Origin of the sequence: Bordetella genomosp. 4 (assembly GCF_002261185.1) — a bacterium.
Taxonomy (GTDB): Bacteria; Pseudomonadota; Gammaproteobacteria; order Burkholderiales; family Burkholderiaceae_B; genus Bordetella_A.
In genome coordinates this window covers 991,009-1,012,965 of sequence record NZ_NEVQ01000013.1, presented here as the reverse complement: position 1 = coordinate 1,012,965, position 21,957 = coordinate 991,009, and the positions used below count along the sequence as shown (strand labels likewise).

At 59.4% G+C, this 21,957-nt stretch carries 20 protein-coding genes; 6 read left to right on the top strand and 14 right to left on the bottom strand.

Annotated elements, in window-relative coordinates; all coding sequences use genetic code 11:
- Positions 1–113 precede the first annotated feature (113 nt).
- From CAL20_RS14885 to CAL20_RS14875, 3 genes are read left to right on the top strand one after another with little or no spacing between them, the layout of a single operon-like run.
- Positions 114–731: a glutathione S-transferase family protein gene (locus CAL20_RS14885; RefSeq protein WP_094838222.1), complete on the top strand. Its 618-nt coding sequence runs from the start codon at positions 114–116 to the stop codon at positions 729–731.
- A gap of 25 nt (positions 732–756) precedes the next feature.
- Positions 757–1,371, top strand: a complete 615-nt coding sequence (locus tag CAL20_RS14880; RefSeq protein ID WP_094838221.1) for a carboxymuconolactone decarboxylase family protein — start codon at positions 757–759, stop codon at positions 1,369–1,371.
- Positions 1,368–2,270 carry an amidohydrolase family protein gene (locus tag CAL20_RS14875; RefSeq protein WP_094821907.1) on the top strand — a complete coding sequence of 301 codons (903 nt, stop codon included), beginning with the start codon at positions 1,368–1,370 and terminating at the stop codon, positions 2,268–2,270. The genes CAL20_RS14880 and CAL20_RS14875 overlap by 4 nt, the downstream gene beginning before the upstream one ends.
- Here CAL20_RS14875 and CAL20_RS14870 read toward each other — a convergent pair.
- From CAL20_RS14870 to CAL20_RS14845, 6 genes are all read right to left on the bottom strand, one after another.
- Complete coding sequence (locus CAL20_RS14870) at positions 2,267–3,256, bottom strand: LysR family transcriptional regulator (protein WP_094821906.1); 990 nt, start codon at positions 3,254–3,256, stop codon at positions 2,267–2,269. The genes CAL20_RS14875 and CAL20_RS14870 overlap by 4 nt on opposite strands.
- 96 nt (positions 3,257–3,352) lie before the next feature.
- Positions 3,353–4,330, bottom strand: a complete 978-nt coding sequence (locus tag CAL20_RS14865; protein WP_094821905.1) for a Bug family tripartite tricarboxylate transporter substrate binding protein — start codon at positions 4,328–4,330, stop codon at positions 3,353–3,355.
- Positions 4,331–4,363: 33 nt separating this feature from the next.
- Complete coding sequence (locus CAL20_RS14860) at positions 4,364–6,694, bottom strand: acyl-CoA dehydrogenase (RefSeq protein ID WP_094838220.1); 2,331 nt, start codon at positions 6,692–6,694, stop codon at positions 4,364–4,366.
- Positions 6,691–7,914, bottom strand: coding sequence for a CaiB/BaiF CoA transferase family protein (locus CAL20_RS14855; RefSeq protein ID WP_094838400.1), 1,224 nt, complete (start codon positions 7,912–7,914; stop codon positions 6,691–6,693). The genes CAL20_RS14860 and CAL20_RS14855 overlap by 4 nt, the downstream gene beginning before the upstream one ends.
- A gap of 95 nt (positions 7,915–8,009) precedes the next feature.
- Positions 8,010–8,801 carry an enoyl-CoA hydratase/isomerase family protein gene (locus CAL20_RS14850; RefSeq protein WP_094838219.1) on the bottom strand — a complete coding sequence of 264 codons (792 nt, stop codon included), beginning with the start codon at positions 8,799–8,801 and terminating at the stop codon, positions 8,010–8,012.
- Positions 8,802–8,827: 26 nt separating this feature from the next.
- Positions 8,828–10,048 (bottom strand): CaiB/BaiF CoA transferase family protein, encoded by a 1,221-nt coding sequence (locus CAL20_RS14845; RefSeq protein WP_094838218.1) that lies wholly within the window; start codon positions 10,046–10,048, stop codon positions 8,828–8,830.
- Between the two features lie 269 nt (positions 10,049–10,317).
- Here CAL20_RS14845 and CAL20_RS14840 point away from each other — a divergent pair, with 269 nt between their 5' ends.
- Complete coding sequence (locus CAL20_RS14840; protein ID WP_094838217.1) at positions 10,318–11,040, top strand: 2OG-Fe(II) oxygenase; 723 nt, start codon at positions 10,318–10,320, stop codon at positions 11,038–11,040.
- On the opposite strand, the gene CAL20_RS14835 is transcribed toward CAL20_RS14840, so the two are convergent.
- The 5 genes from CAL20_RS14835 to CAL20_RS14815 all read right to left on the bottom strand — a co-directional run bounded on the left by CAL20_RS14835 (position 11,034) and on the right by CAL20_RS14815 (position 16,659).
- Complete coding sequence (locus CAL20_RS14835) at positions 11,034–11,597, bottom strand: GNAT family N-acetyltransferase (protein WP_094838216.1); 564 nt, start codon at positions 11,595–11,597, stop codon at positions 11,034–11,036. The two genes, CAL20_RS14840 and CAL20_RS14835, sit on opposite strands and share 7 nt — an antisense overlap.
- Complete coding sequence (locus tag CAL20_RS14830; RefSeq protein WP_094838399.1) at positions 11,594–12,187, bottom strand: helix-turn-helix domain-containing protein; 594 nt, start codon at positions 12,185–12,187, stop codon at positions 11,594–11,596. The genes CAL20_RS14835 and CAL20_RS14830 overlap by 4 nt, the downstream gene beginning before the upstream one ends.
- 190 nt (positions 12,188–12,377) lie before the next feature.
- Positions 12,378–13,970 carry an aldehyde dehydrogenase (NADP(+)) gene (locus CAL20_RS14825; RefSeq protein ID WP_094838215.1) on the bottom strand — a complete coding sequence of 531 codons (1,593 nt, stop codon included), beginning with the start codon at positions 13,968–13,970 and terminating at the stop codon, positions 12,378–12,380.
- A gap of 110 nt (positions 13,971–14,080) precedes the next feature.
- Positions 14,081–15,412 (bottom strand): MFS transporter, encoded by a 1,332-nt coding sequence (locus tag CAL20_RS14820; RefSeq protein WP_254924110.1) that lies wholly within the window; start codon positions 15,410–15,412, stop codon positions 14,081–14,083.
- A gap of 110 nt (positions 15,413–15,522) precedes the next feature.
- Positions 15,523–16,659 (bottom strand): iron-containing alcohol dehydrogenase, encoded by a 1,137-nt coding sequence (locus tag CAL20_RS14815; RefSeq protein ID WP_094838214.1) that lies wholly within the window; start codon positions 16,657–16,659, stop codon positions 15,523–15,525.
- A 142-nt stretch (positions 16,660–16,801) separates the two neighbouring features.
- Between CAL20_RS14815 and CAL20_RS14810 the strand changes: the two genes are divergently transcribed.
- The gene (locus CAL20_RS14810; RefSeq protein ID WP_094838213.1) at positions 16,802–17,704 is read left to right on the top strand and encodes a LysR family transcriptional regulator; all 903 of its coding nucleotides are present in this window, start codon (positions 16,802–16,804) and stop codon (positions 17,702–17,704) included.
- 14 nt (positions 17,705–17,718) lie between these two features.
- On the opposite strand, the gene CAL20_RS14805 is transcribed toward CAL20_RS14810, so the two are convergent.
- Positions 17,719–18,021 carry an addiction module antidote protein gene (locus tag CAL20_RS14805; protein WP_094821895.1) on the bottom strand — a complete coding sequence of 101 codons (303 nt, stop codon included), beginning with the start codon at positions 18,019–18,021 and terminating at the stop codon, positions 17,719–17,721.
- Between the two features lie 71 nt (positions 18,022–18,092).
- Positions 18,093–18,326 carry a type II toxin-antitoxin system RelE/ParE family toxin gene (locus tag CAL20_RS14800; protein ID WP_306431388.1) on the bottom strand — a complete coding sequence of 78 codons (234 nt, stop codon included), beginning with the start codon at positions 18,324–18,326 and terminating at the stop codon, positions 18,093–18,095.
- Between the two features lie 377 nt (positions 18,327–18,703).
- Between CAL20_RS14800 and CAL20_RS14795 the strand changes: the two genes are divergently transcribed.
- Positions 18,704–21,112 carry a DNA internalization-related competence protein ComEC/Rec2 gene (locus tag CAL20_RS14795; RefSeq protein ID WP_373558305.1) on the top strand — a complete coding sequence of 803 codons (2,409 nt, stop codon included), beginning with the start codon at positions 18,704–18,706 and terminating at the stop codon, positions 21,110–21,112.
- Between the two features lie 44 nt (positions 21,113–21,156).
- On the opposite strand, the gene CAL20_RS14790 is transcribed toward CAL20_RS14795, so the two are convergent.
- Complete coding sequence (locus CAL20_RS14790; protein WP_179266673.1) at positions 21,157–21,951, bottom strand: SDR family NAD(P)-dependent oxidoreductase; 795 nt, start codon at positions 21,949–21,951, stop codon at positions 21,157–21,159.
- Between the last annotated feature and the right edge of the window lie 6 nt (positions 21,952–21,957).

The window sequence follows — 21,957 nt, the reverse complement described above, 5'->3', positions numbered from 1 at the left end:
GACAGAGCTAGGTCGACAGTCATTCTCGTAACGTGCATAGCTGATTTGCCGTTCCCGGCATAGCCTGTCCCCGGAATGTCTCCTACCATAGCGGATACTTTCAGGAGGGTCGAATGAAACTGCATTGGTCGCCGCGTTCGCCGTTTGTACGCAAGGTCATGATCGTGCTGTACGAAGCCGGCATGGAACATCAAGTGACATGCGTACGCACGCCTGTCGCGATGGACAAGCCCAATCTGGATCTGATACCTGATAATCCGCTGATCAAGCTGCCGACATTGGTGCTGGATGATGGCACGGCCATTTACGACTCGCGTGTGATTTGCGGATATCTGGATGGCGTGGCGGGTGCGGGTCTGTTGCCCGCTGAACCCCAGGCCCGCCTGACTGCAGAGCGCCGTCAGGCATTGGGCGATGGTTTTCTCGATGCATTGTTGCTGTTCCGTCAGGAACGCAATAAGCCTCATGAGCGCCAGACCCCCGCATGGTTGAGCGCGTTCGATCTGAAGGTGAAAGCCGTATTGACTGCATTGGAAAAAGAGGCTCCCGCTCTGGAGACAACCTCTTTTGATTTAGGGCTGATCTCGATAGGCTGCGCGCTGTCGTACATGGACTATCGATTCGCCGATCTGCCGTGGCGCGACGGCCATCCGGCGCTGGCGGCATGGCATCGCCGTTTCAGCGAACGGCCTTCGGTGATCCGCAGCCGGCCAGACGACGCTGCAGCATGAGCGCCAGCATAGCGAGGAGAATTCTGTGAGCCGTATTCCATTTCCCACTCCTGAGACGATGAACGAGGCGCAGCGCAGCGTCTATGAGCGCATCGTGTCCGGGCCCCGTGGCCGATTGGTGGGCCCGCTGCGCGCAGCCTTGCACAACCCAGAGTTGGCGGAACGCTGGCAGGCCTTCGGCGCCTTGTTGCGATTCGGCACCAGCCTGCCGCCGCACGTGAGCGAATTGGCGATCATCGTCACCGCAAGGCGTTGGAACAGCCAGATCGAGTGGCATATTCATGCGCAGGCTGCGCTGGACGCCGGGATCGATGCCCGTGTCCTGGATGCCATTCGCGAACGGCGCGTACCGGAATTCGCAACCGCCGCCGACGAGATCGTCTATGAATACGCGAGGCAGCTGCAGGAAACCAGTCGCGTGGACTCGGCGCTGCACGCGAAGGCCGTTGCACAATGGGGTGTCGCGGGCGTGGTCGAATTGACCGCCGTCATCGGCTACTACACACTGGTATCGATGACTTTGAACGCGCATGAGATCCCCATGCCCGACGAGGCGCCGGAGCCATTGGATGTGCCGACTGCATCTGGCCGACCGAGCCTGAGCACGTTGCCTCCTATCGTGCACCAGGATAAGCCATGACGATCGAATCGCAGGCGATCTCGTACGTACCCGAAACCATCGAAATCCCTCGTATGCCTGGCCGGCCGCGCCATGAGTTGCCGGCGCTGGCGTGCGATACGCATTGCCATGTGTTTGGGCCGTATGACCGGTTTCCATTGCAGCATGCGTCATCGTATGCAGCGCCCGATGCGCCCGCCGAGCGTTATCTGACGATGTTGGACACATTGGGCGCGCAGCGCGGCGTGCTGGTTCAGCCAGCGCCTTACGGAACAAATCCCGCGGCATTGCTGGATGCCCTCGCGCGAGGACGGGGGCGTCTGCGAGGGGCCGCTGTAGCGGATGCCAGTGTCAGCGATGCGGAACTCCAGAATATGGCCGATGCGGGCGTGCGGGCATTGCGCTTTGTCGAGGCGAGAGACCCGGCGGGCCGGTTGTTTCCCGGCAGCGTGGGTTTCGAACAGGTGGCGGCACTGGCGCCGCGCATGAGGCAGTTCGGTCTGCATGCGCAGCTGTGGGGCCCCAGCGATGTCTATGCGCAGCATCTCCCGTCGCTGGTCAGGCTGGGCTTGCCGCTGGTGATCGACCATATGGGCAGCCTGGCGCCCGCGCGTGGATACGCCGACGCGGTGTTCCAACTGCTGCGGGCACAGTTGGCCGAGGGGACGATCTGGATGAAATTGAGCGTGTGCCGGGTCGGGACCGCGCCTGATTATGCCGACGTGAAACCGCTGCATGATGCTTTTGTGGCGGCGAATCCAGATCAAGTCGTATGGGGATCTGATTGGCCCTATGTGCGCATGGGCGAGAACGCTCCGGCTGCGGATGCCTTGATTGATCTGGCGTGGGACTGGCTGGGAACCGACGCGTTGCGTCAGAAAGTATGGGTGGACAATCCGGCGCGCCTGTACGGGTTTTAGGCAGGTCCCGGTGGTACGTCCGCCTGTGGGCTAGCGTGCCAAATACCCTCATCGCCGATTTCTCGTACCAAGGCCTCGATTTGATCGGCGACCTCCTTGACCGTGCGTCCGGGGCCTTTGCTGCGAGCATAAGCCATGGAAATAATCCTTCCCATGGTCGGATTGCGCAGCGCGGCGACGCTGAGCCGTCCCTCGTGCACCTCCTGCCATACCGCGTGTAGCGGCAGGACCGTGTACATCTTCTCGTGTTCCACGATGGATTTCATCAAGGGCAGAGAATCGGCCTCGATCAGCGGTGAAATAGTGATCTTGCGTGCCCGCGCCAGACCATCCAGGGTATTTCGCAAGCCATTCGGCGCGCCCGGCAAGATGAACGGCAGACCGTCCAGCGCATCGAAATCGATCTCACCGGATTGCGTGAGCGGATCATTCGCGGCGCCAATCAAATACGAGTCTACATAGGCCAGCGCTGTTTCTCCGGGCGGGCATTTTTCCGCATAACGATACAAAATCGCGATATCTACCCGGCTATCGGTGAGCCATTCTTCGATCTGCCCACTGGAACCCTCGAATATTCTCAGATGGACTTTAGGAAATTGTTTACGCAAACGTGAGAACAACCTGCGTATCATCGGATGCGCGGTCGATGGCAGCAGGCCCAGCCTGACCTCGCCTGCGGGTTCGCGAGCCTGGCCGTTGACCTCGAGTTCCAGGCGTTCGGCATCATCGAGCAGCGTTCGCACCAGCGGAAAGAGCCGTTGCCCGACCTCCGACAGATGCACGCCGCGGCCGGTACGATTGAACAGGCGCGCATTGCACTCGCGCTCGAGCGCGTTGATACGGCGGCTCAGCACGGACTGGTCTTGATCGAGATGCAAGGCGGCCCGCGTGATGCTGCCTAATTCCGCGATGGCGATGAAAGCGCGCCATTTATGCAGGTCGGCAGTCAGGTCCAGGCTGGGGCTAGTGGCTTTGACAGAGGGCATGGTCGTTCGCAGAGCAGGAGGGCGATCACACTATACGGCAGCCTCCGGCGGGGTGCAGCCGCAATCGTGTGCGCCCTCATTATCGGGACAGTCTCCTTACTGCAGTCCCAATTTTCCTCGGCGGATGACGTCCCCCCATTTCTTTGACTCGGCTTCCATGAGCGAGCGATATTCGTCCGGCGTAGTGGCTGCCGGTACGGCGCCCTGATCGATCATCTTGCGGTGCAACTCTGGGTCGGCAAGTGATTCGGCAATCGCCGACGCCATTTTGTTCACAATGTCCGGGGGAGTGCCGGTCGGAGCAATGACACCATAGTTCGATTCGACCTGCACGCCGGGAAATCCCAGCTCCTTGGTCGTAGGTATATCGGGCAGACCCTCAAAGCGTTCTGCACTGCCGACCGCGAGAGCGCGTAATTTGCCGGCCTTGATGAACCCCAACACTGCCGAAGCATCGCCGAGGAACAATTGCACCTCATTGGACAGCAATGCCGTGACGGCTGGCGCGGCGCCCTTGTAGGGAATATGTGCGATGTCGATGCCTGTCTGTTGCTTCAGCAACTCGACCCCTAAATGCGGTGTGGTCACATTACCCGCTGAACCGTAATTGTATTTACCGGGATGCTGCTTCGCTGCATCGACAAAGGCAGGCAAGGTGGTGTCCGGTAATGCGGGATTGACCACGAACACCATGGGAATACGCGCAACCAGCGACACGTACTGGATCTTGGACACATCGTAGGGCACCTTCATCACGTGCGGTAATCCCGATATCGCTCCTGGAACACCGAAACCAAATGTCGATCCGTCCGGTGTGGCGCGGACCGTGGCGTCCACGCCGATGGTGCCCGAAGCGCCCGCCTTGTTTTCTACAACAATGGTTTGGCCCAGTTTTTTGCCCAGGGTAGGAGCCAGTATCCGTGCCAGACTATCGACCGAACCGCCAGGCGGGTAGGGAACGATCAGGCGTATCGGTTGATTGGGCCAGGATTGAGCCGCCTGTGCGGCGATAGGGTGGGCCGTACCGAGTGCGACGGTAAAGGCAGCGGCCAGGATGGCGCGAGTGTTTTTCAAGAATGTCTCCTTGTGGCGCGATGGTTGCGCAAGTCATGCCACGTCCAAACTCAGAACCTGTTTGGCGTAGATATTGCGTTGTATTTCGTTGGTGCCGCTGAAAATGGTGGCTGCCATGGCGTTGATATACGGCGCCAACGCGTACACCTTTCCATGTGCTTCTTCGATCGCCGCACCGCCATACTCTTCGGTGGCTTGAATCAACAGCGCGCCCAGACGCTCGTGCGTTTCAGTTGCCCAGATTTTCAATAGCGATAGCTCGGGCGGCAACGGCTGGCCCGCCCGCACCATGTCGGCAAAGACCTCGTACATCGCGGTCAAGTCAGCCGCATCCATACGCAGTTCTGCCAAGCGATCGCAAAACGCGGGGTCCGTCAGCAAGCCTCGCTGGCGCGCAAGCTGGAATATCTGCTGCAACGTGTGATTCGCATGCTTGGGGCTGCCGCTGAACAGGCGTTCAAAACCGAGCAGGGCCTTGGCGATGGTCCAGCCGGCGTTGAGCTCGCCCACCAGATTGCTGCGTGGGACACGGACTTGGTCAAAGAACACCTCACAGAATTCCTCGTGGCCTGCCAATGTCCGGATCGGACGGCGAGTGACACCCGGGGTGCGCAGGTCGACCAGCAGGAAACTGATGCCCGCCTGTTTTTTGACAGTCTTGTCGGTGCGCACCAACATGAACATATGCGTGGCATCCTGCGCCAGCGTGGACCAGGTTTTCTGTCCCGTGACGATCAGCTCGTCGCCGTCAATGACTGCCTCGCAACGGACCGCCGCCAGGTCTGATCCCGCGTTCGGCTCTGAATATCCCTGAGCCCAGACATCTGCGCCAGACAGGATGCCGGGCAGAAACCGGTCGCGCTGTGCTTGCGTGCCGTAGCGAAACAGAATGGGCCCGAGCATGACCAGGCCTTGATCCGGAGCGCGTGCCACGCCGTAGCGTTCGGCTTCCTCGATGTAGGCGATCAGCCGTGACGGAGACAAAGCCATGCCGCCGTGTTCCAGCGGCCAGGACGGTGCGATCCAGCCTTGGCGGGAAAGCGTGAAATACCAGTCTTTGATTTCGCTCCAATGCAGCCGGCGCGCCACATGGCGCAAGTGCGATGGGTAATAGCGCCGGAAAAAACGCTGAAGCATGGCGCGAAACTCCTCCTCCGGCATGGTGTTCCAGTCGGCATGACGGGGAAATGCCTCCTCCGTGATCGGGACCTCTCGATCTTCTTCGTCCGTTTGCGAGGGAATAGGCGTCAGCGCTTGAAACCGCTGCCGATGCGCCGTAGCGTTGCCCAGCCACGAGGCCAGATGCAACGCGTTGTTGAAATACAGACTGACGTCACATTCGTCGGTGTATCCGATGGCGCCATGCAATTGCACCGCTTGACGTCCGGCTTCCAGTCCGGCTTTGGCGGCGCGCGCTTTTACGCGACTGGCGATGGCTCGGACAGCAGCGCGATCTCCGTGCTCGAGGCTATTCAGCGCATTCAACAAACTCTTTGCCGCCAACTCGACTTGCAGCGTGGTATCGACGAGCCGGTGTTGCAGGGCTTGAAACGAGGACAGCGGTTTGCCAAACTGCTGGCGTGTATTCAGATAGGCGACTGTGTCCGCCAATACCTGACGAGCCGCGCCTATCAATTCGGCAGATTGCATGAGACGGCTCAGATCCAGTGCCGTATCAATTGCGTCTGCCACGCTGTGCCGGGCAATCAATGCCTCAGGCGGTATCGCGACGGACTCCAGTATCAGGTGGCAGGCCCGGCTGCCGTCTGCACGTCTATAAGAACGGACGTGCACGCCGGGTGTACGGGCTGCAACATAAAACAAGGCGAGCCCTTGCTCGCCGTCGGCGGACACGAGCCAGCCGTCAACATCATCGCCCGGAATGACATGGCGTTTTTCGCCATTGAGCACATAGGTGTTTTCGAGCCAAGTGACATTGACGCCGAACGCACCGGCAGCTTCTTCGGTCTCCAGCTGGCCGTCCGTTTCCTGCCATGCGAGTGCGACGATACGCTCACCGGCGCAGATATCCTGCAGCAGAGATTCACGGGACTGCGCGCCCTCCGGGGCGGCCAGGCGCGACAGGACAGCAGCAGGCAATATGGCAGCGCCGATCAGGGGCTCAGGCAGTTGGGCTCGGCCGGCTTCCTCCATCACGGCTGCCATGGCATGCCAGTCTAAACCCAGTCCTCCATGTTGTTCGGACACTGTCAACCCCAGCCAGCCGACATCCGCGATGGCACGCCAGTAGTCTCGGTCAAGCGGCGCATTCAGGCGTTTGCGCTTCTTTTGATCCTGCCGTTGCAGAAAGTCTCGCGCACTATCGCGGATTTCTTCGATCAGAGAAGGGTCGGGGCCAGTCATACGATGCCGTCCTGTTGTAGTTGCGCGATCTCTTGTGCGGTGAGTCCCAATTCATCGGCCAGGACTTCGACCGTATGTTGTCCCAGTAAGGGAGGCGGCAGCTGAGGTGTTACCGGTGTGCTTGAAAAATGGATAGGGTTGCGAATGAAAGGCATGGTCCCGAGGCTGGGATGCGGCATCTGTCCCAGTACCTGTCTATGTTTGACCTGAGGGTCTTCGAATACTTGATTCATTGTGTAGATCGGTCCGCAAGGTACCTTCGCCTGTTCCAGTGCAATGATCCAATCGCCGACTTTTCTTGTGAGCATTGCTGGTTCTATCAGGGTGGACAGTTCGGCTTGTGCTGCGGCGCGTTTGGGGTTGGTGACAAAGCGCGGATCGTGGGCCAGGTCAGGCAGGCCGATTACGCTACAGAAACTCTGGAACTGGGTATCGTTGCCCACAGCGACCATGAGATGTCCGTCTGCGCAGGCAAAGGCTCTGAATGGCGCGGTGATCTGGGACGACGATCCCGTACGCTTGGGTAATTGGCCGGTTGCCAGATAGTTCATGCCGATATGGGACATGGCCGCGATCTGGGCGTCCAGCAATGCCAGGTCGATATGCTGCCCACGGCCGGAATGCTGGTCGCGATGGTGCAGGGCGGCCAGCATGGCACACACGGCATAGAACCCCGCAGTCAGGTCGGATACCGAATATCCGGCCTTGACGGGGCCAGCGCCCGGTTCGCCGTCGGGGACGCCGGTCACGCTCATCAAGCCGCTCATCGATTGAAAGATCGGGTCGTAGCCTGGCATATGGCTATAGGGGCCGTCCTGTCCGAATCCCGTGATCGAGCAATAGATGAGACGCGGATTCAGTTCCGATAACGCCGCATAATCCAAGCCATAACGGCGCAAGTCGCCGGCCTTGAAGTTTTCTATCAAAATGTCCGCCTTCTGCGCCAGGCGGCGAATCAAGTCTTGACCTTGCGGACGCGAAATATCGATGGTCAGGGACTGTTTGCCGCGGTTCATGGCCACAAATGACGATGTTTCACTGCTGGGTTTGCCATCGGGGTCAGGCATCTTGTAGCCCTGATGCCGCACGTCGTCGCCGCGGCCCGGGCGCTCGACCTTGATGACATGCGCCCCGAAATCCGCCAGCATCTGCGCTGCCCAGGGACCGGAAAACACACGGCTCAGATCCAATACCTTTACGCCGTCGAGCGCTCCTGACATGAATGTCTCCTTGATTGTTGGAATCGTGCTGGGCAGGCCCATGCGCAGGCCTTGCCTCGTCACCGTGCACGCTCTTTGCGAGCGAATCGGATGACCTATCGCCCTTTGAAAACCGGCGGCCGTTTTTCCAGAAACGCGCGCCGCGCTTCTTGTGCGTCGTCCGTCTTTGCGATGGCGGCCGTCATATCTTGTTCATACCGATAGCCATCGCGCAGGCTCATTTCCTCGATGGCATTGAGGGTTTGCTTCGCCAGCACCGAGGCGAGCGGGCTCTTGGAGGCGAGCTCGCGCGCCAATGTCATGGCCTCGTCCATCAGCGTTTCCGGTGGCACGGCAGCCTCGACAATGCCCAATCGATATAGCTCGTTCCCATCGACTCGCAGTCCCGTCAACATCATGCGGCGCAGCCGCGAGTGGCTGAACAAGCGCATGCCGTGACGGCCGCCGCCCAACAGCCCGACATTGATTTCCGGCAGGCCTACCGTGGCCGTCGTCGCGGCAATCAGGATGTCGCAAGAAGCCACGATCGCCAGGCCCGCACCCAGAGCCGGGCCATTGATCGCTGCGATGACCGGTTTGGCGCATTCCCGGATGGCGTGAAAGCACTCTCTTGTCCTGCGCGAATGCTGAGGCAGATCACCCGGTCCTTTGATCGTCGCGGCACGGTTCTTCAGATCGGCGCCAGCGCAGAACGTCTTGCCTTGTCCCGATAGCACGACCGCTCTGACCTCAGGCGTTTCGGAGATGCGGTCCAGTACCCACGACAGCTCATTCATCATCTCTGTCGAGAGCGCATTGACGGGCGGATTGGCCAGCAGAATCACGGCGACACCGTCGTCCAGCGTGACATCGAGGGCGGTATAAGGACCTTGCAAAGCGGGGGGCATAGTCAAAGCTGTCTCCTTGTAATGAATCAGATAATTTTTCGCGCGCGCAGGTCCTGGATGCGCTCGGCACTCATTCCCAGCTCATTAAGAATCTCGTCCGTGTGTTCGCCCAATAGCGGCGGGGCACGATCCACACGCAAATCCGAATGGCCAAAACGCAGGGGGTTCATGACCTGGGGGACCGAGCCCGAGACGGGATGGGGCAGATAGCGCAGCATGGCGCGATGCTGCACTTGCGGGTCTTCGAAGACCTCGGCAACGTTGTTGATGGAGCCAGCAGGCACGCCTGCCTGCTTGAGTCTGTCCAGCCAATATGCCCGTGGCCGGCTTGCAAAGACGGCATCCAGTATCGGATCCAGGCTTTCCAGGTTTTTGACACGCTGGCTATTGGTCGCATAGCGGGCGTCCTGGGCCAACTCGGGCTTTCCAATGACATCGCATAAGGTGACAAATTGCGCGTCGTTGCCGACCACAATGATGATGTCGCCGTCGGCGCAACTGAACGTGCGCTGTGGCTGAATATTGGGGTGAGCGGTGCCGGTGCGCTTGGGGATGCGGTGACCCAATAGAAAGTTCATTGCCTGGTTGGCCAGCAGGCCTACCTGCACATCCAGCATCGAGACATCGACGTATTCGCCTTGGCCGGTCTGGGTGCGGCGCAGCAATGCCGCCACAATGCCTAGTGCCGCGTAAACGCCGGTACTGAGATCCACAATAGGAACGCCGACTTTTTGCGGCCCGCCACCGGGCTTATCATCCCGTTCGCCGGTCACGCTCATCAAGCCACCCATGGCCTGGATGAGAAAGTCATAGGCAGGCTCCGCCGCGCGTGGGCCGGTCTGCCCAAAGCCCGTGACAGAGCAGTAAATGAGCCGCGGATTGATAGCAGACAGTGCGGCATAGTCCAGGCCCAGGCGCGCCAGCGTCCCGACCTTGTAGTTCTCCAGCACCACATCGGCGTCGCGGCATAGCGTTTTGACGAGCTCTTGCCCCTCTGGAGTCTGCAGATCCAGCGTCATGGAGCGTTTGCCGCGATTGGTCGCAATGAAATAAGCCCCATCGCTCGTGTCCTCGCCCACGCCGTTCTTCAGAAAAGGCGGCCCCCAGGATCGGGTATCGTCTCCGCGCCCGGGCCGTTCCACCTTGATGACGTCTGCGCCCAGATCAGCCAGAATCTGGCTGGCCCAGGGACCTGCCAACACACGACTGAGATCCAGCACCTTGATATTCGACAACAGCGCAGGCAAGACCCTCTCCTTGATTCCAGTAACGTGTTGCCAGTCTAGGAATTCCGGGTACGAGAAGGCAGGGGCGCGATAGACAAAGCTGTTATGTGGTTCGCGTCAAGGTGGGGCGATGGTGAGCATCGGAGCGATAGCGGAAGGCGTCGGGACACGGCCAGCAGTTGCATGCGTATCACGCGTCGTTGATCGGAATAATTCGACCGCAAAGAGCGGGGTGTCGTACATGAGGCTGGGTTTTAAACTGGTCTCATGCTTTTGGTCCACGGAGAGGGATACCGTTGAAAACCACCGCCAAACGCGAACGATATGTCTCGACCTGCAATTGGACGGACATCGAACATTCGCTTGATACTCATGGGAATGCATTACTGCACGGGCTATTGAACGCCGAGCAATGCGAAGCCCTCGCCGCGCTTTACGCCAAAGACGACGCGTACCGCTCCCGCGTCATCATGGCGCGCCACGGGTTTGGGCGGGGGGAGTACAAGTACTTCGCTTATCCATTGCCGCCGCTGATAGACCAACTGCGTCACGAGCTGTATCGCGGCCTGGCCCCGATCGCCAATCGCTGGAATCAGCAACTAGGGATCGATGTGCAATATCCCGACGAGCTGGATGCCTTCTTGCAGCGGTGCCACGACGCTGGCCAAATCCGGCCGACGCCACTGATGCTGCATTACACCGATGGCGATTACAACTGCCTGCATCGGGACCTGTACGGCGAACATGTTTTTCCGCTGCAGGCGACCATCTTGTTGTCTAAGCCTGGCGAGGATTTCACGGGCGGGGAGTTTGTGATGACCGGCCTGTCGGCGAGAAGCCAGCGCGTAGAGGTGGTGCCGCTACAACAAGGCGATGCGGTGGTTTTTACCGTGAATCAACGGCCCGAAATTGGCAAACACGGCTTCCGCAAGGCCGCTATGCGGCATGGCGTCAGCCGGTTGCGAAGCGGAGAGCGATACACGGCGGGATTGATTTTTCACGACGCTCAGTGAGACAGTATGCCTACTGTTCGGGGTTTCGTTTCCAGTAATTTGTAGTAGTAAGTCGTCCCGCTCAAGGTCCCATCGGGCATCAATGCATAGTCGGGCACGCTACCCACGCGTTGCCAACCTGCTCGCGTATACACGCGTTCCGCGTCCCCGCCTGTCGTAGTATCCAGCGCCAGCACGGTCTTGCCCTCATGCCGGGCGATCTGTTCAATCTCGGCCATCAAGAGCGCGGCAATGCCTTGGCGGCGTGCGCGGCGGTGGACCAGCATTTTTGCGATGTCGGCGCGGTGTGGTTGATTCTCTGGCTGGTCCATGATGAGCTGCACCGTGCCGACGGCCTGCCCCTGCTCGTCTTCAGCAACGAGCAGCACCCGTTCACCGCGTGCGACGCTATCGGTCACGTTTTGCCAAAATCGTATCGCCTTGTCGCGCGAGAGCGGCAGCATGAAGCTGACCGAGGCACCACCTTCTACGCAATCTATCAGAATGTCGGCCAAGCCTGGTATGCGGGCTTCGGCGTCATGGCCATCGACTCGGCGTATCTTGATTCCGCTGTTCATGATTGTTTCCGTGGTTTATTAAACGCCAATCGAGCCAGTGCCACGAGATAACGCGCAGGCTTGTTGGTGGGGTTGTGATAGACAATAGGGCTGTCCAGACGCATGGCAAGACAGTCGCCGCGTTTCAGCCGCCATTGTTCAGCACCCACCGAGATATCCATGGTGCCTTCGATCAGCCAGACTTGCTGATAGATATCGCTATCGGGAATAGCGGTATCGTAGGCGACGCGCTGCTTGGCCGGAAACTCGACTTCCACGAGCTGGATGGGCGAAGGAAACGAGGGCGATAGGTTGCGACGTATGTAGCCCGAGGATGGATCGGCCCACGAATGTTGTTCGTCGGCACGCGATACCGGTGAGGGGGCAGCTTCGCTTTGAGGCGTGCCAGGCTCGAACAACGAGGCCAGCGGCACATTCAGCGCCATTGCGAGTTTGTCGAGTACGGTGGCAGTGGGACTGCTTTGTGCCCGCTCTATCAGGGAGATAGCAGAGCGGCTCACCGTACTGCGTTCCGCTAAATCATCGAGAGACCACCCCTGGGCATCGCGCAGTTCGCGCAAGCGCCGGGCGATCAGGCTGTTGACGTCCAGAGATGAGTTGGTCATTTCTATAATATTGGAAATTAATTTCTAATATTCTAGAAATGTGAACCGAGCCGTGTCAACATTTGATCGGCGCTTGTGGTGATATTGATATGCGGCCGCGCGGCAGCAGCTTGTAGCGTTGCAAGGCGGCAATAGGGCGGCCTGCCACGCGCCGCCATATTGCCGCCGGATGACGCTAGAGCACTTCCCGCGTCATCTCTCCATCGACGAGACGCCAGAGAGACAGTTCGTTGCTGTCTTGCACGGCTTGCGGACGCAGCGTGTCCGGCAGGTCTTGATAGCAGACCGGTCGCAGGAATCGATCAATGGCGCTGGCGCCGACGGAGGTATACATCGCATTGGACGTGGCGGGGAAGGGACCGCCATGTACCATGGCATGGCACACTTCTACGCCTGTCGGGAATCCATTGGCGAGGATGCGCCCGCATTTGCGTTCCAGCACGGGCAGCAGGGTACGGGCGATCTCGTGATCGGCGTCGTCCAGCAGCAGCGTCGCGGTAAGTTGACCTTCGAGTCGATTGGCGACTTGCAGCAGTTCCGCGATATCTTTGGCCTTGATCACGATAGAGGCTGGGCCGAACATTTCGGCTTGCAGCGTTTCGCTTTGCAGCAACCGTTGAGCGTCGGTGACATAGAGCTGCGCTTGTGCCGCGTTGGGTTGCGCGTCAGCTGCGACGCCACTCGCTACGCGTTCGACCCCGGAAACGGCCTCGACCTGTGTACGGGCGGACTCATAGGCAGCGTGAATGCCCGGTGTGAGCATGGTCTGTGCTGCCTTGGCACTGAGCGCCTGGCTGGCCGCGTTGATGAAGTTCTGCAGTTCTGGGCTGTCGATGGCGAGCACGAGACCTGGATTGGTGCAGAACTGCCCCGCGCCCATTGCGAGCGAGTCGACGAACCCCTGAGCCAGCGCCTGCGACCGAGCCGCCAATGCGTGCGGCAACACGAATACCGGGTTGATGCTGCTCATCTCTGCATAAACCGGGATCGGTTCTTTACGGTTGTTGGCGACGTGCAAGAGCGCCAGGCCGCCTTGGCGCGAGCCGGTGAAACCTACTGCCTTGATTTCGGGATGTGCCACGAGAGCTTCGCCGATGTCGCGTCCCGCTCCGATCAACAGCGAGAACACGCCCTCTGGCATCCCTTGTTGTTTCGCTGCCTTCTGGACAGCGCGGCCCACCATCTCGGACGTGCCCAGGTGCGCGCTGTGGGCCTTGACGATCACTGGAGCGCCGGCCGCCAACGCCGAGGCGGTGTCGCCTCCTGCGACAGAGAAAGCCAGGGGGAAGTTGCTGGCGCCGAACACGGCAACGGGGCCCAGCGGAATCTTGGCCAGGCGTATGTCCGCGCGAGGCATAGGCTGGCGCTCGGGTTGAGCCGGGTCAATCGTGGCGTGTAAAAACAGGCCTGCCCGCACGACGTTTGCAAACATTCGCAGTTGTCCTGTCGTCCGAGCGCGTTCGCCGGTCAGGCGAGCGATGGGCAGACCGCTCTCGGCATGAGCGCGCTCGATCAGCGCATCGCCCAGCGCCATGATTTCATCGGCGATCGCGTCCAGGAATGCAGCGCGGCGCTCCAATGGCAGGTAGCGGTAGACATCAAACGCACTTGCCGCCAGCGAAGCGGCCCGATCGACATCCGCACGGGTGCCGAGGCCAAATTCGGGCGTAGCAATCGCGGTGTTCAGGGCAGGATTGAAAGCCAGTTGATTGCCGGCGCTGCCGCGTACGCAAGCATAGCCAATAAGCATTTCTCCAGTGATTTGCACGTGAGAGCTCCTGATGGGAAAAGAGGGGTTTATCGAGACAGCACCGTACGCCCTCGGATGTGCGGTGCCTTAAAAGAAAGGGGCGACGAGCCGCCCGGTGCAAGTTCGGGTCAGTCGTCCAATGGCTGTCCGCTACGATCCCGCGCCACCGCGACCGCTGCGATGGACACCAAGGCGCAGGCGACAAGAAAGACAACAACAGGTACATAGCTGCCGCTGTAGTAGGCGATCAGCGCTGTGGCGATCAAAGGCATAGGCCCACCGACCAGTGCGGCGCCGATCTGGTAACCGAGCGACATGCCGGTATAGCGAATCGACGGTGGGAAGGCTTCAGCGAGCAGAGTTCCTATCATGGCGCCGTAGCTGGCCCAGATGATGCCCAGCCCTACGCCCACGGCGATCGAGGCGGCGAACACGGATTTCTGATCTAGCAGCCAGAAGAACGGGAAAATCCACAAAATGAAAGCGATACTGCCGCCGATGAAGACCTTTTTGCGGCCGATCTTGTCAGAGAGATGGCCAAAAAACAGCATGAAAGGAAAGGCGACCAGTGCACAGACCAGCACAATGCTCAGGATGGTAGAGCGCTCAAAGCCGTGATCCATCATGTACGAGATGGTAAATGTCGCATAGAGGAAGAATGTCGATGTTTCAACGACCTTCGCGCCAATGGCGATCAGGACTTCGCGCCAATGGTGTTGTATCGTTTCTTTGAGTGGAATACGCGCGCTGCTGCGCGTCGCCTGGATTTTCTTGAACGAGGGCGTCTCGCCGACGGCATTGCGAATCCACATGCCGATGACGACCAATACGATCGAGCCTACGAACGGAATGCGCCAGCCCCACGAGAGAAAAGCCTCCTCGCTCATGCTCGCGCTCAATAGTGATGTAATGATGTTGCCCAGCGCCAGGCCCAACACCGCGCCCGTCTGCGGAACTGCGCCATAAAAGCCGCGTTTCTGGCGCGGCGAGTATTCCACGGCCAATAACACGCCGCCGCCCCATTCGCCGCCGAGAGCGAGACCTTGCAGCAGGCGCAGGATGATCAGCAGGATCGGAGCGAGCAGACCGATTTGCGCGTAATTGGGCAGCAGGCCCATGAACACGGTAGACAGGCCCATCATCGAGAGCGTCATCGCCAGCGTTTTTTTGCGGCCGATGCGATCGCCGATATGCGAGAAAATGACGCCGCCCAGCGGCCGGATCAAGAACGCCAACGCAAAGGTGGCCAGCGACATCATTTGGCTCACCAGCGCATTGTCGCTGGGGAAAAACTGCTTGGCAAAGATGATGGACGACATGGTTCCGTACAGGAAATAGTCGTACCACTCGATCGTGCTGCCCACTGCGCTGCCGATGAGCGCGCGCTTGCGCTCGATCGCCGGGACCATGGTTTCTTTTTGGGTTGCTTTGCTCAGTTCGTCAATGGAAATACTGCTCACGTCTCCACCTGTATCAGTCGGTATTTTCAGAATTGGGTACACATGTCTGCCCATTCACCGGCAAGCGAGGGCGGCAGGCATGTGTTGTAGCGGGAATATCGCAAGGGCATTTACATCGATTGCCGCAGCATTTCGACGTAATCGGCAACTGTGGCCTCACGTGGGTTAGTGCGATGGCTGTGATCGGCCAGCGCGCCTTTTACGATGCGGTCGAACAAGTCTTCGGTTACCCCGAGCTGCGACAGTCCGGTAGGCAGTTGCAAGGCGCGGGATTTGGTGATGAGTGCTTCTTCGATAGAGACCGATGCCGGCAGCTGCAGGATGTGCGCGAGACGCGCGATCTTGTCCTCGCGCACGACCGATTCGGCTCCGCGATTGAATCGGATCACGGCCGGCAGCAAAATCGCGTTGAGCGTGCCGTGGTGCAGCTTGGGGTTGATGCCGCCCAGCGAGTGGCTCAGACTGTGCACGCATCCCAGGCCCTTTTGAAAGGCCAGAGCGCCTTGCAGCGACGCGCTCATCATATTGGTCCGAGCCTCGAGATTGCCGGGGTCGCGGAATGCGGTCTCGATGTGACGCCACCCACGCCACAGACCATCCAGTGCAATACCGTCGGCAGGCGGGTTGAAGGACGGAGCGAGAAAAGTCTCGATGCAGTGCGCGATGGCATCCATGCCAGTCGCTGCGGTCAGGGTCGCAGGCAGGCCCAGGGTCAACTCAGGATCGCAGATAGCGACTTTTGGAATCACATGCGGGGACAAGATACCTACCTTGCGGCCATCGTCCAAGATAATGATGGCGCCGCGTCCCACCTCGCTGCCAGTGCCCGCCGTCGTTGGCACGGCAACAACAGGCAGCGTCGCCGCGGTGATGCTCTGGGCGCCGCCTTCGATGAGCGCGAAATGGCGCAGCGGGCCGTCATGCCGCGCGGCCACGGCGACCGCCTTGGCCAGATCGATCGACGATCCGCCGCCTACAGCGATGACGCCGTTGCCCTCTGCATGCTTGAGGGCTTCGACACCGGCCCGGACTGCTGATTCCGAGGGGTTGGGAGGCGTGTCGTTGAATATCGCGAATTGTTGGTGTCCGAGCGCCGCGGCGACCTTGTCGACGATGCCGGCAGCCTGCACGCCCTTGTCGGTGACGATCAAAGGTCTAGTAATACCCAGCTTGTCGCAGGCCTCCTTCAGTTCACCGAGCGCGCCGGCACCGAAGCGAATTTCGGTCACGTAGTTGATCAGAGCCATTTTTTTCTCATCCTCTCCAAATGTTTTGCTGGTGTCGAAAATGAGAAGTCTATGAACTCGACGATGTCCGGTACACTGACAGCTTTCTATACCGATATAACTTTCATTCATGTCAGATGGTGTTCTCAGCTTGAATTCGTTGATGTCCCGGTTGCATGCGAAACAGCTGCGGTTGCTTATTGCCATCGAGGAAAGCGGCTCCCTGCTCGGTGCTGCGAACAAAGTCGGGTTGACGCAACCTGGCGCTAGTAAAGCGTTGCGCGAGCTCGAGGCGACCTTGGCGGTCGAGTTGTTCGAACGCACCAACCGAGGGTTAATACCTACCGAGGCGGGGCGCTGTGCGTTGCGATTTGCCCGGCTGATCCAGTCCGACATCAATAACCTGCGGTTTGAGCTGGACGCCATCGCCAGCGGCGCGGGCGGACATCTCGCCATCGGCACGATCATGGGGGCTGTGCCCCTTTTATCCGATGCGGTTTCCAATCTGCTGATGCAGCAGCCGCATATGTCGGTAGAGATCGTGGAGGACACCAGCGAGACATTGCTCGGCCTGATTGAGCGCGGCCGCCTGGACGCAGCGATCTGCCGTTCGTCGGTCAGCCGCAACCCCGAGGCATACGAGTCTCTATTTGTGAAAGACGAGTCGTTATCCGTGATCGCCAACGTGCGCCACCCTGCCATGGGCGCCGACGCAGTAGAGTTGCGCGAGTTACAGGACAGCCGCTGGGTGGTTTATCGCGCACATATGCCGATGCGCCGTTTGCTGGAGCGCGAATTCCATGAGGCCCGGCTCAATTTTCCGTTGCACCTGATCGAGACGACCTCGGCGCTCACCACCGTGACCATGCTGGGCCGCAATACCGATCTTGTTGCGTTGGTGTCCGATGATGTGGCCAGCTATTTTTGTCATAACGGCCTGGTGGGGGCGCTAGCCCTCACGCTGAAGTCACGTAGCGAGCCGTACGAGCTGGTGTCCAGAAAGGGCGCTCCCAGGAGTTCGGTACTGGCGTTATTGATCGAGTCGCTGAGGCAGGTTTGTGGTTGAGACGATTTAGTTTTTTACGCCCGTCTATGTTTTTGGGAACGAGCGGCTGCAGTCAGTGACACTCCTAACGCTTTCATGACGCGACGCAGTGTGTAGTAGCTTGGGTTCGCGCCGGGCGCTAACACACGATACAGATTTGTGCGAGCCAAGCCTGTCTCTTTTGCAATGGAGCCGATTCCTCTGGCACGAGCGACATCACCGAGCGCCTGAAGAAAAGCGTCTGGATCATCTTCTTGTGCAGCAGCGGCTAGATAGTGCGCGATCGTTTCATCGTCGGTGAGATAGGTGGCCGGGTCAAATTCACGTAGCTTAATCATTGGAGGTTCCTTTCTTAATTGCAGCCCATAATTGTTTGGCCGCTGCGATGTCACGACGCTGGCTTTTTTTGTCACCCCCCACATAGCAGGATATAAACCACTTTTTCTCGCCTACCGAAATACACGCGATAGCCGGCCCCTTCGTCAACCCGCATTTCGCTGATGCCTTCGCCTACAGGGGCTACGTCACCAAAATTTCCTGTTCTGGCCCTGACCAGTCTGCGCATGATTTGTGTCTTTGCTCTGACGTCTCGCAGTGTGGCAAGCCATTCAGAAAAAACGTCAGTCTCTTCGAATCTCAACATCTCTGATTGTCGCTTAAAAAGGACAATTGGTAAAATGAACAGTCAAGACTCCAACTGAATTCCGAGCAATCTATTCTGGAATATCTGGATTTGGCGGAAAGTCGGACCGATTACTTGGTCCGTCGATTTCGAGGCCTCCGTTAGAAAAACGGTTTCCGTACCGAAGACTTCGGCGTTTTCGTAATATTCCCTCCAACCTGCGGCTTTTACGCACGGACATTTCCATTCACTGCTTCACCAACGATTTGGTTCAACTCCTATGCTTTGTGATTTGGGAGTCGGACATTACTGGTCGTTTGCTGTTGTTGGGGATTGTCGCCGGGGCGGGTTGGGTGCAGCGTTTGCCGGCATTGCCGCAGCAGCGATGGGCGGCGCCGATGGTAATGGCGTCGGCCGTTGTTGTGGTGATACTGTGGTCCGTTGCATGGCTGGGTTTTCCAAGAGGGGCCGGGGCCGTGTCAGCCCCGCGATTGGGATTGCTTTGGCGCTTGGCTCGTTTTGGCATCGCATCAATGTTGGGTCTATGCGTCGGCGCAGCCTCCGCCCTGTGGCAAGCTCAACTCCGCTTGGACGATGCGTTGGCCTGGGCTCATCATGACGTGGTCAGCCGCTTGATTGTGCGGATCACTGATTTGCCGCAGGGTGATGGAAAGCATTACCGGTTCATGGCGGATGTTGATGAACCTCGTCTCGAAGGCATCCCGTCGCGTATTGCTGTGAGTTGGCATGCACAGTCTGGTGCCCCATTGCCAGCGTTGAAGCCCGGCCAGATCTGGCGCATGGCGTTGGTGTTGCGTCAACCTCATGGTGCGCGCAATCCTCATGGTTACGATGCCGAGGGGCGCTTGTTCGCGATGGGTATTCGCGCGACGGCGACGGTGCGCGGCGTGCCACGCTTGTTGGGCGACGAGCCTTGGCATAGTCCCGGCATCCTGATCGAACGCGTCCGTCATTGGATGCGGGATGGCATGCGAGAGGCGTTGGGGACGCGTCGTTATGCACCGGTACTGATCGCCTTGGCTATGGGGGATCAAGCCGCCGTCGAGCATGTGGATTGGCAGATATTCAACCGTGCAGGCATTACGCATCTGGTATCGATCAGCGGCATGCATGTCACCCTGATCGCGGCCGTGGGTGGGGTGGCGACGGCATTTTTATGGCGGCGGGCGCGTTGGCGAACCGTGCGGGTGGCCGAGTATTTGCCAGCGCAGGTCGTAGGCGCAGCCGCTGCGTTGTGGGTCGCGTTGTTGTATTGCCTATTGGCTGGGTGGGGCGTGCCCGCACGCCGTACCTTTTTCATGCTGGCGGTGGTGGCCCTGGCTGCCATGGTGCGCTTGCCTTTGTCGCCGTCGCGGATTCTGGCGCTGGCAGGTGCTGTGGTGTCGCTATTGGATCCCTGGTCGGTGCTGGCGCCAGGGTTCTGGTTGTCGTTTGGCGCTGTGGCGATCTTGTTGCGGATAGGCACATCAATGGATTCGGGCGGGCGGCGCGAGCGTCCCAATTGGAGGGGGCGGTTGCGCGCGATCCTCGTCGAGTTCGGCTGGGTACAGTCGGCGATCACGTTGGGTCTGGTGCCATTGTTGGCCTATCTGATGCAACAGGTGTCTTTGGCGTCGCCTTTGGTCAATGTGTATGCCATTCCTATCGTGAGCTTTCTGGTGACGCCACTGGCGTTGGCGTGTGCTCTGTTGAGCACCATTCCAGGATTGCAGTGGTTGGCTCATGGGGCCGGCGTTCTCGGGCATGCGATTTTTGATGCCATGATGGTGCCGGTGAAGTGGATGAGCGCCTCGAACTGGGCCGTCCTGGATGTGGCCGCGGCACCATGGCCCTGGATGGCACTGGCATTGTTTGGCGTCGCATGGGCCGTGCAGCCATATGGCTTGCCTTTGCGTACGGCCGCATGGCTGTTGATGTTGCCGATGTTGTGCTGGCGGCCGGAACGGCCTGCGCCTGGATACTGGACGTTGACGGCGCTGGATGTAGGGCAGGGTAGCGCCATCGTGATCGAGACGGCGACGCAGGTGTGGCTGTTCGATACTGGGCCGATGACTCGGCAGGGGAATGATGCCGGGGAACGCGTTGTCGTGCCATTTTTGCGTGCCTGGGGATATCGGGCGCTAAACGGACTTGTGGTGTCTCACGCGGATATGGATCATGCCGGTGGCGTGCGTAGCGTGTTGTCCTCGTTGGTTGTGGACCAATCCTTTAGCTCGTTTGATTTATCGGCGTTGATACGCAAGCAGGGTGCAGGCAGAACGGCATCGGCGCTTTTCACCGAGGTGCGAATGCCTCAATCCATGCAGCGGTGTCAGGCTGGACAAGCATGGACCGTAGATGGCGTGCAGTTTCGCTTTTTGCATCCGGATGCCGCGATAAAAACCGATGGCCCGGGCAATGCACGCAGTTGCGTGCTGATGATCCAAGGCAAGGCGCATACCGCATTGCTGCCGGGCGATATCGGCGTCGCGCAAGAGCGTCGTCTGGTACATGGCCTGCCGCGCGTGGATGTCGTCATGGCGCCGCATCACGGCTCAGCGACATCCTCTGGCGAGGCGTTGGTGTGGGCGGCCGATGCAACGCACGTGATTGCGCAGGTCGGGTATATGAACCGGTTCGGGCATCCTGCAGCCACAGTGCAAGCGCGTTGGCGCGAGGCAGGGGCGACTTTCTGGCGTACTGATCACCACGGTGCCACTGTGGCGATTTCCGACCCGGAACAAGGACTGCGCATCGAGGCGCAGGCGCATATATCGCGTAGATATTGGCATCGGGAACCACAGTAGACGGTGGTGCGCTTGCGTGCTACGCGGTCCATGCGCTTGATGCCTCACAAACTCGACCCACCGTCCACCACTAAAAGTGTCCCCGTGACGTAGGCGGCTTCGTCAGAGGCCAGGAATAACGCAGCATTTGCGATGTCCCAAGGTGTTCCTTGGCGGCCCATGGGGCATCGCGAATCCCGGAATTCATGGCCTTTGGCGGCCTCTGCCTCGCTGGCATAGAGCGCGTCAGCGTGCGGCGTGCGTATCATGCCAGGAACGATGCAATTACAGCGGATCTGTTCATTGGCATATTGCCGGGCAATGACGCGCGTCATGTGGTTGAGCCCGGCTTTCGCCGTGCTATACGACAAAAACTGCATTGGGCTCCATTTCAAGCTTGCAGTTGACGAGACATTGATAATGGCGCCTCCTCCGCGCATACGCATATGCGGTACAACGGCGCGGGACATGGCCATCGTGCCGCGCAGATTGACGGCCATGACCTGATCCCATTCTTCGTCTTTGACAGCGAGCAGATCGCCCTGGATCTCTATTCCTACATTATTGTGCAGAACGTCGATGCCGCCGTGGAGGCCGGCGATATTCCTTATGACCTCGTCGATCTGCGGGGTGTCGGTGACGTCGAGTGCCAGCGCAACAGCGTCGCCGCCTTCTGCACGAATCATGTCTGCCGTTTCTTGAGCGGCATCCAGTGATCTGTCCGTACAGATCACTTTGGCGCCTTCTCGAGCGAATCGTATGGCACAGGCAGCGCCGTTGCCCACTTGATCAGTCGCGGTAAAGGATTTCTTCAGCGTTCCTGCGCCTGACACCAGGGCGATCTTGCCTGCTAGTCTCATTTTTTT

Bases quoted from the DNA above. Each gene is read 5' to 3' on its own strand.
- CAL20_RS14885 (WP_094838222.1), top strand. From the start codon at position 114: ATGAAACTGCATTGGTCGCCGCGTTCGCCGTTTGTACGCAAGGTCATG.
- CAL20_RS14875 (WP_094821907.1), top strand. From the start codon at position 1,368: ATGACGATCGAATCGCAGGCGATCTCGTACGTACCCGAAACCATCGAA.
- CAL20_RS14870 (WP_094821906.1), bottom strand. From the start codon at position 3,256: ATGCCCTCTGTCAAAGCCACTAGCCCCAGCCTGGACCTGACTGCCGAC.
- CAL20_RS14860 (WP_094838220.1), bottom strand. From the start codon at position 6,694: ATGACTGGCCCCGACCCTTCTCTGATCGAAGAAATCCGCGATAGTGCG.
- CAL20_RS14855 (WP_094838400.1), bottom strand. From the start codon at position 7,914: ATGTCAGGAGCGCTCGACGGCGTAAAGGTATTGGATCTGAGCCGTGTG.
- CAL20_RS14850 (WP_094838219.1), bottom strand. From the start codon at position 8,801: ATGCCCCCCGCTTTGCAAGGTCCTTATACCGCCCTCGATGTCACGCTG.
- CAL20_RS14835 (WP_094838216.1), bottom strand. From the start codon at position 11,597: ATGAACAGCGGAATCAAGATACGCCGAGTCGATGGCCATGACGCCGAA.
- CAL20_RS14815 (WP_094838214.1), bottom strand. From the start codon at position 16,659: ATGGCTCTGATCAACTACGTGACCGAAATTCGCTTCGGTGCCGGCGCG.
- CAL20_RS14810 (WP_094838213.1), top strand. From the start codon at position 16,802: ATGTCCCGGTTGCATGCGAAACAGCTGCGGTTGCTTATTGCCATCGAG.
- CAL20_RS14805 (WP_094821895.1), bottom strand. From the start codon at position 18,021: ATGATTAAGCTACGTGAATTTGACCCGGCCACCTATCTCACCGACGAT.
- CAL20_RS14800 (WP_306431388.1), bottom strand. From the start codon at position 18,326: ATGTTGAGATTCGAAGAGACTGACGTTTTTTCTGAATGGCTTGCCACA.
- CAL20_RS14795 (WP_373558305.1), top strand. From the start codon at position 18,704: ATGGTAATGGCGTCGGCCGTTGTTGTGGTGATACTGTGGTCCGTTGCA.
- CAL20_RS14790 (WP_179266673.1), bottom strand. From the start codon at position 21,951: ATGAGACTAGCAGGCAAGATCGCCCTGGTGTCAGGCGCAGGAACGCTG.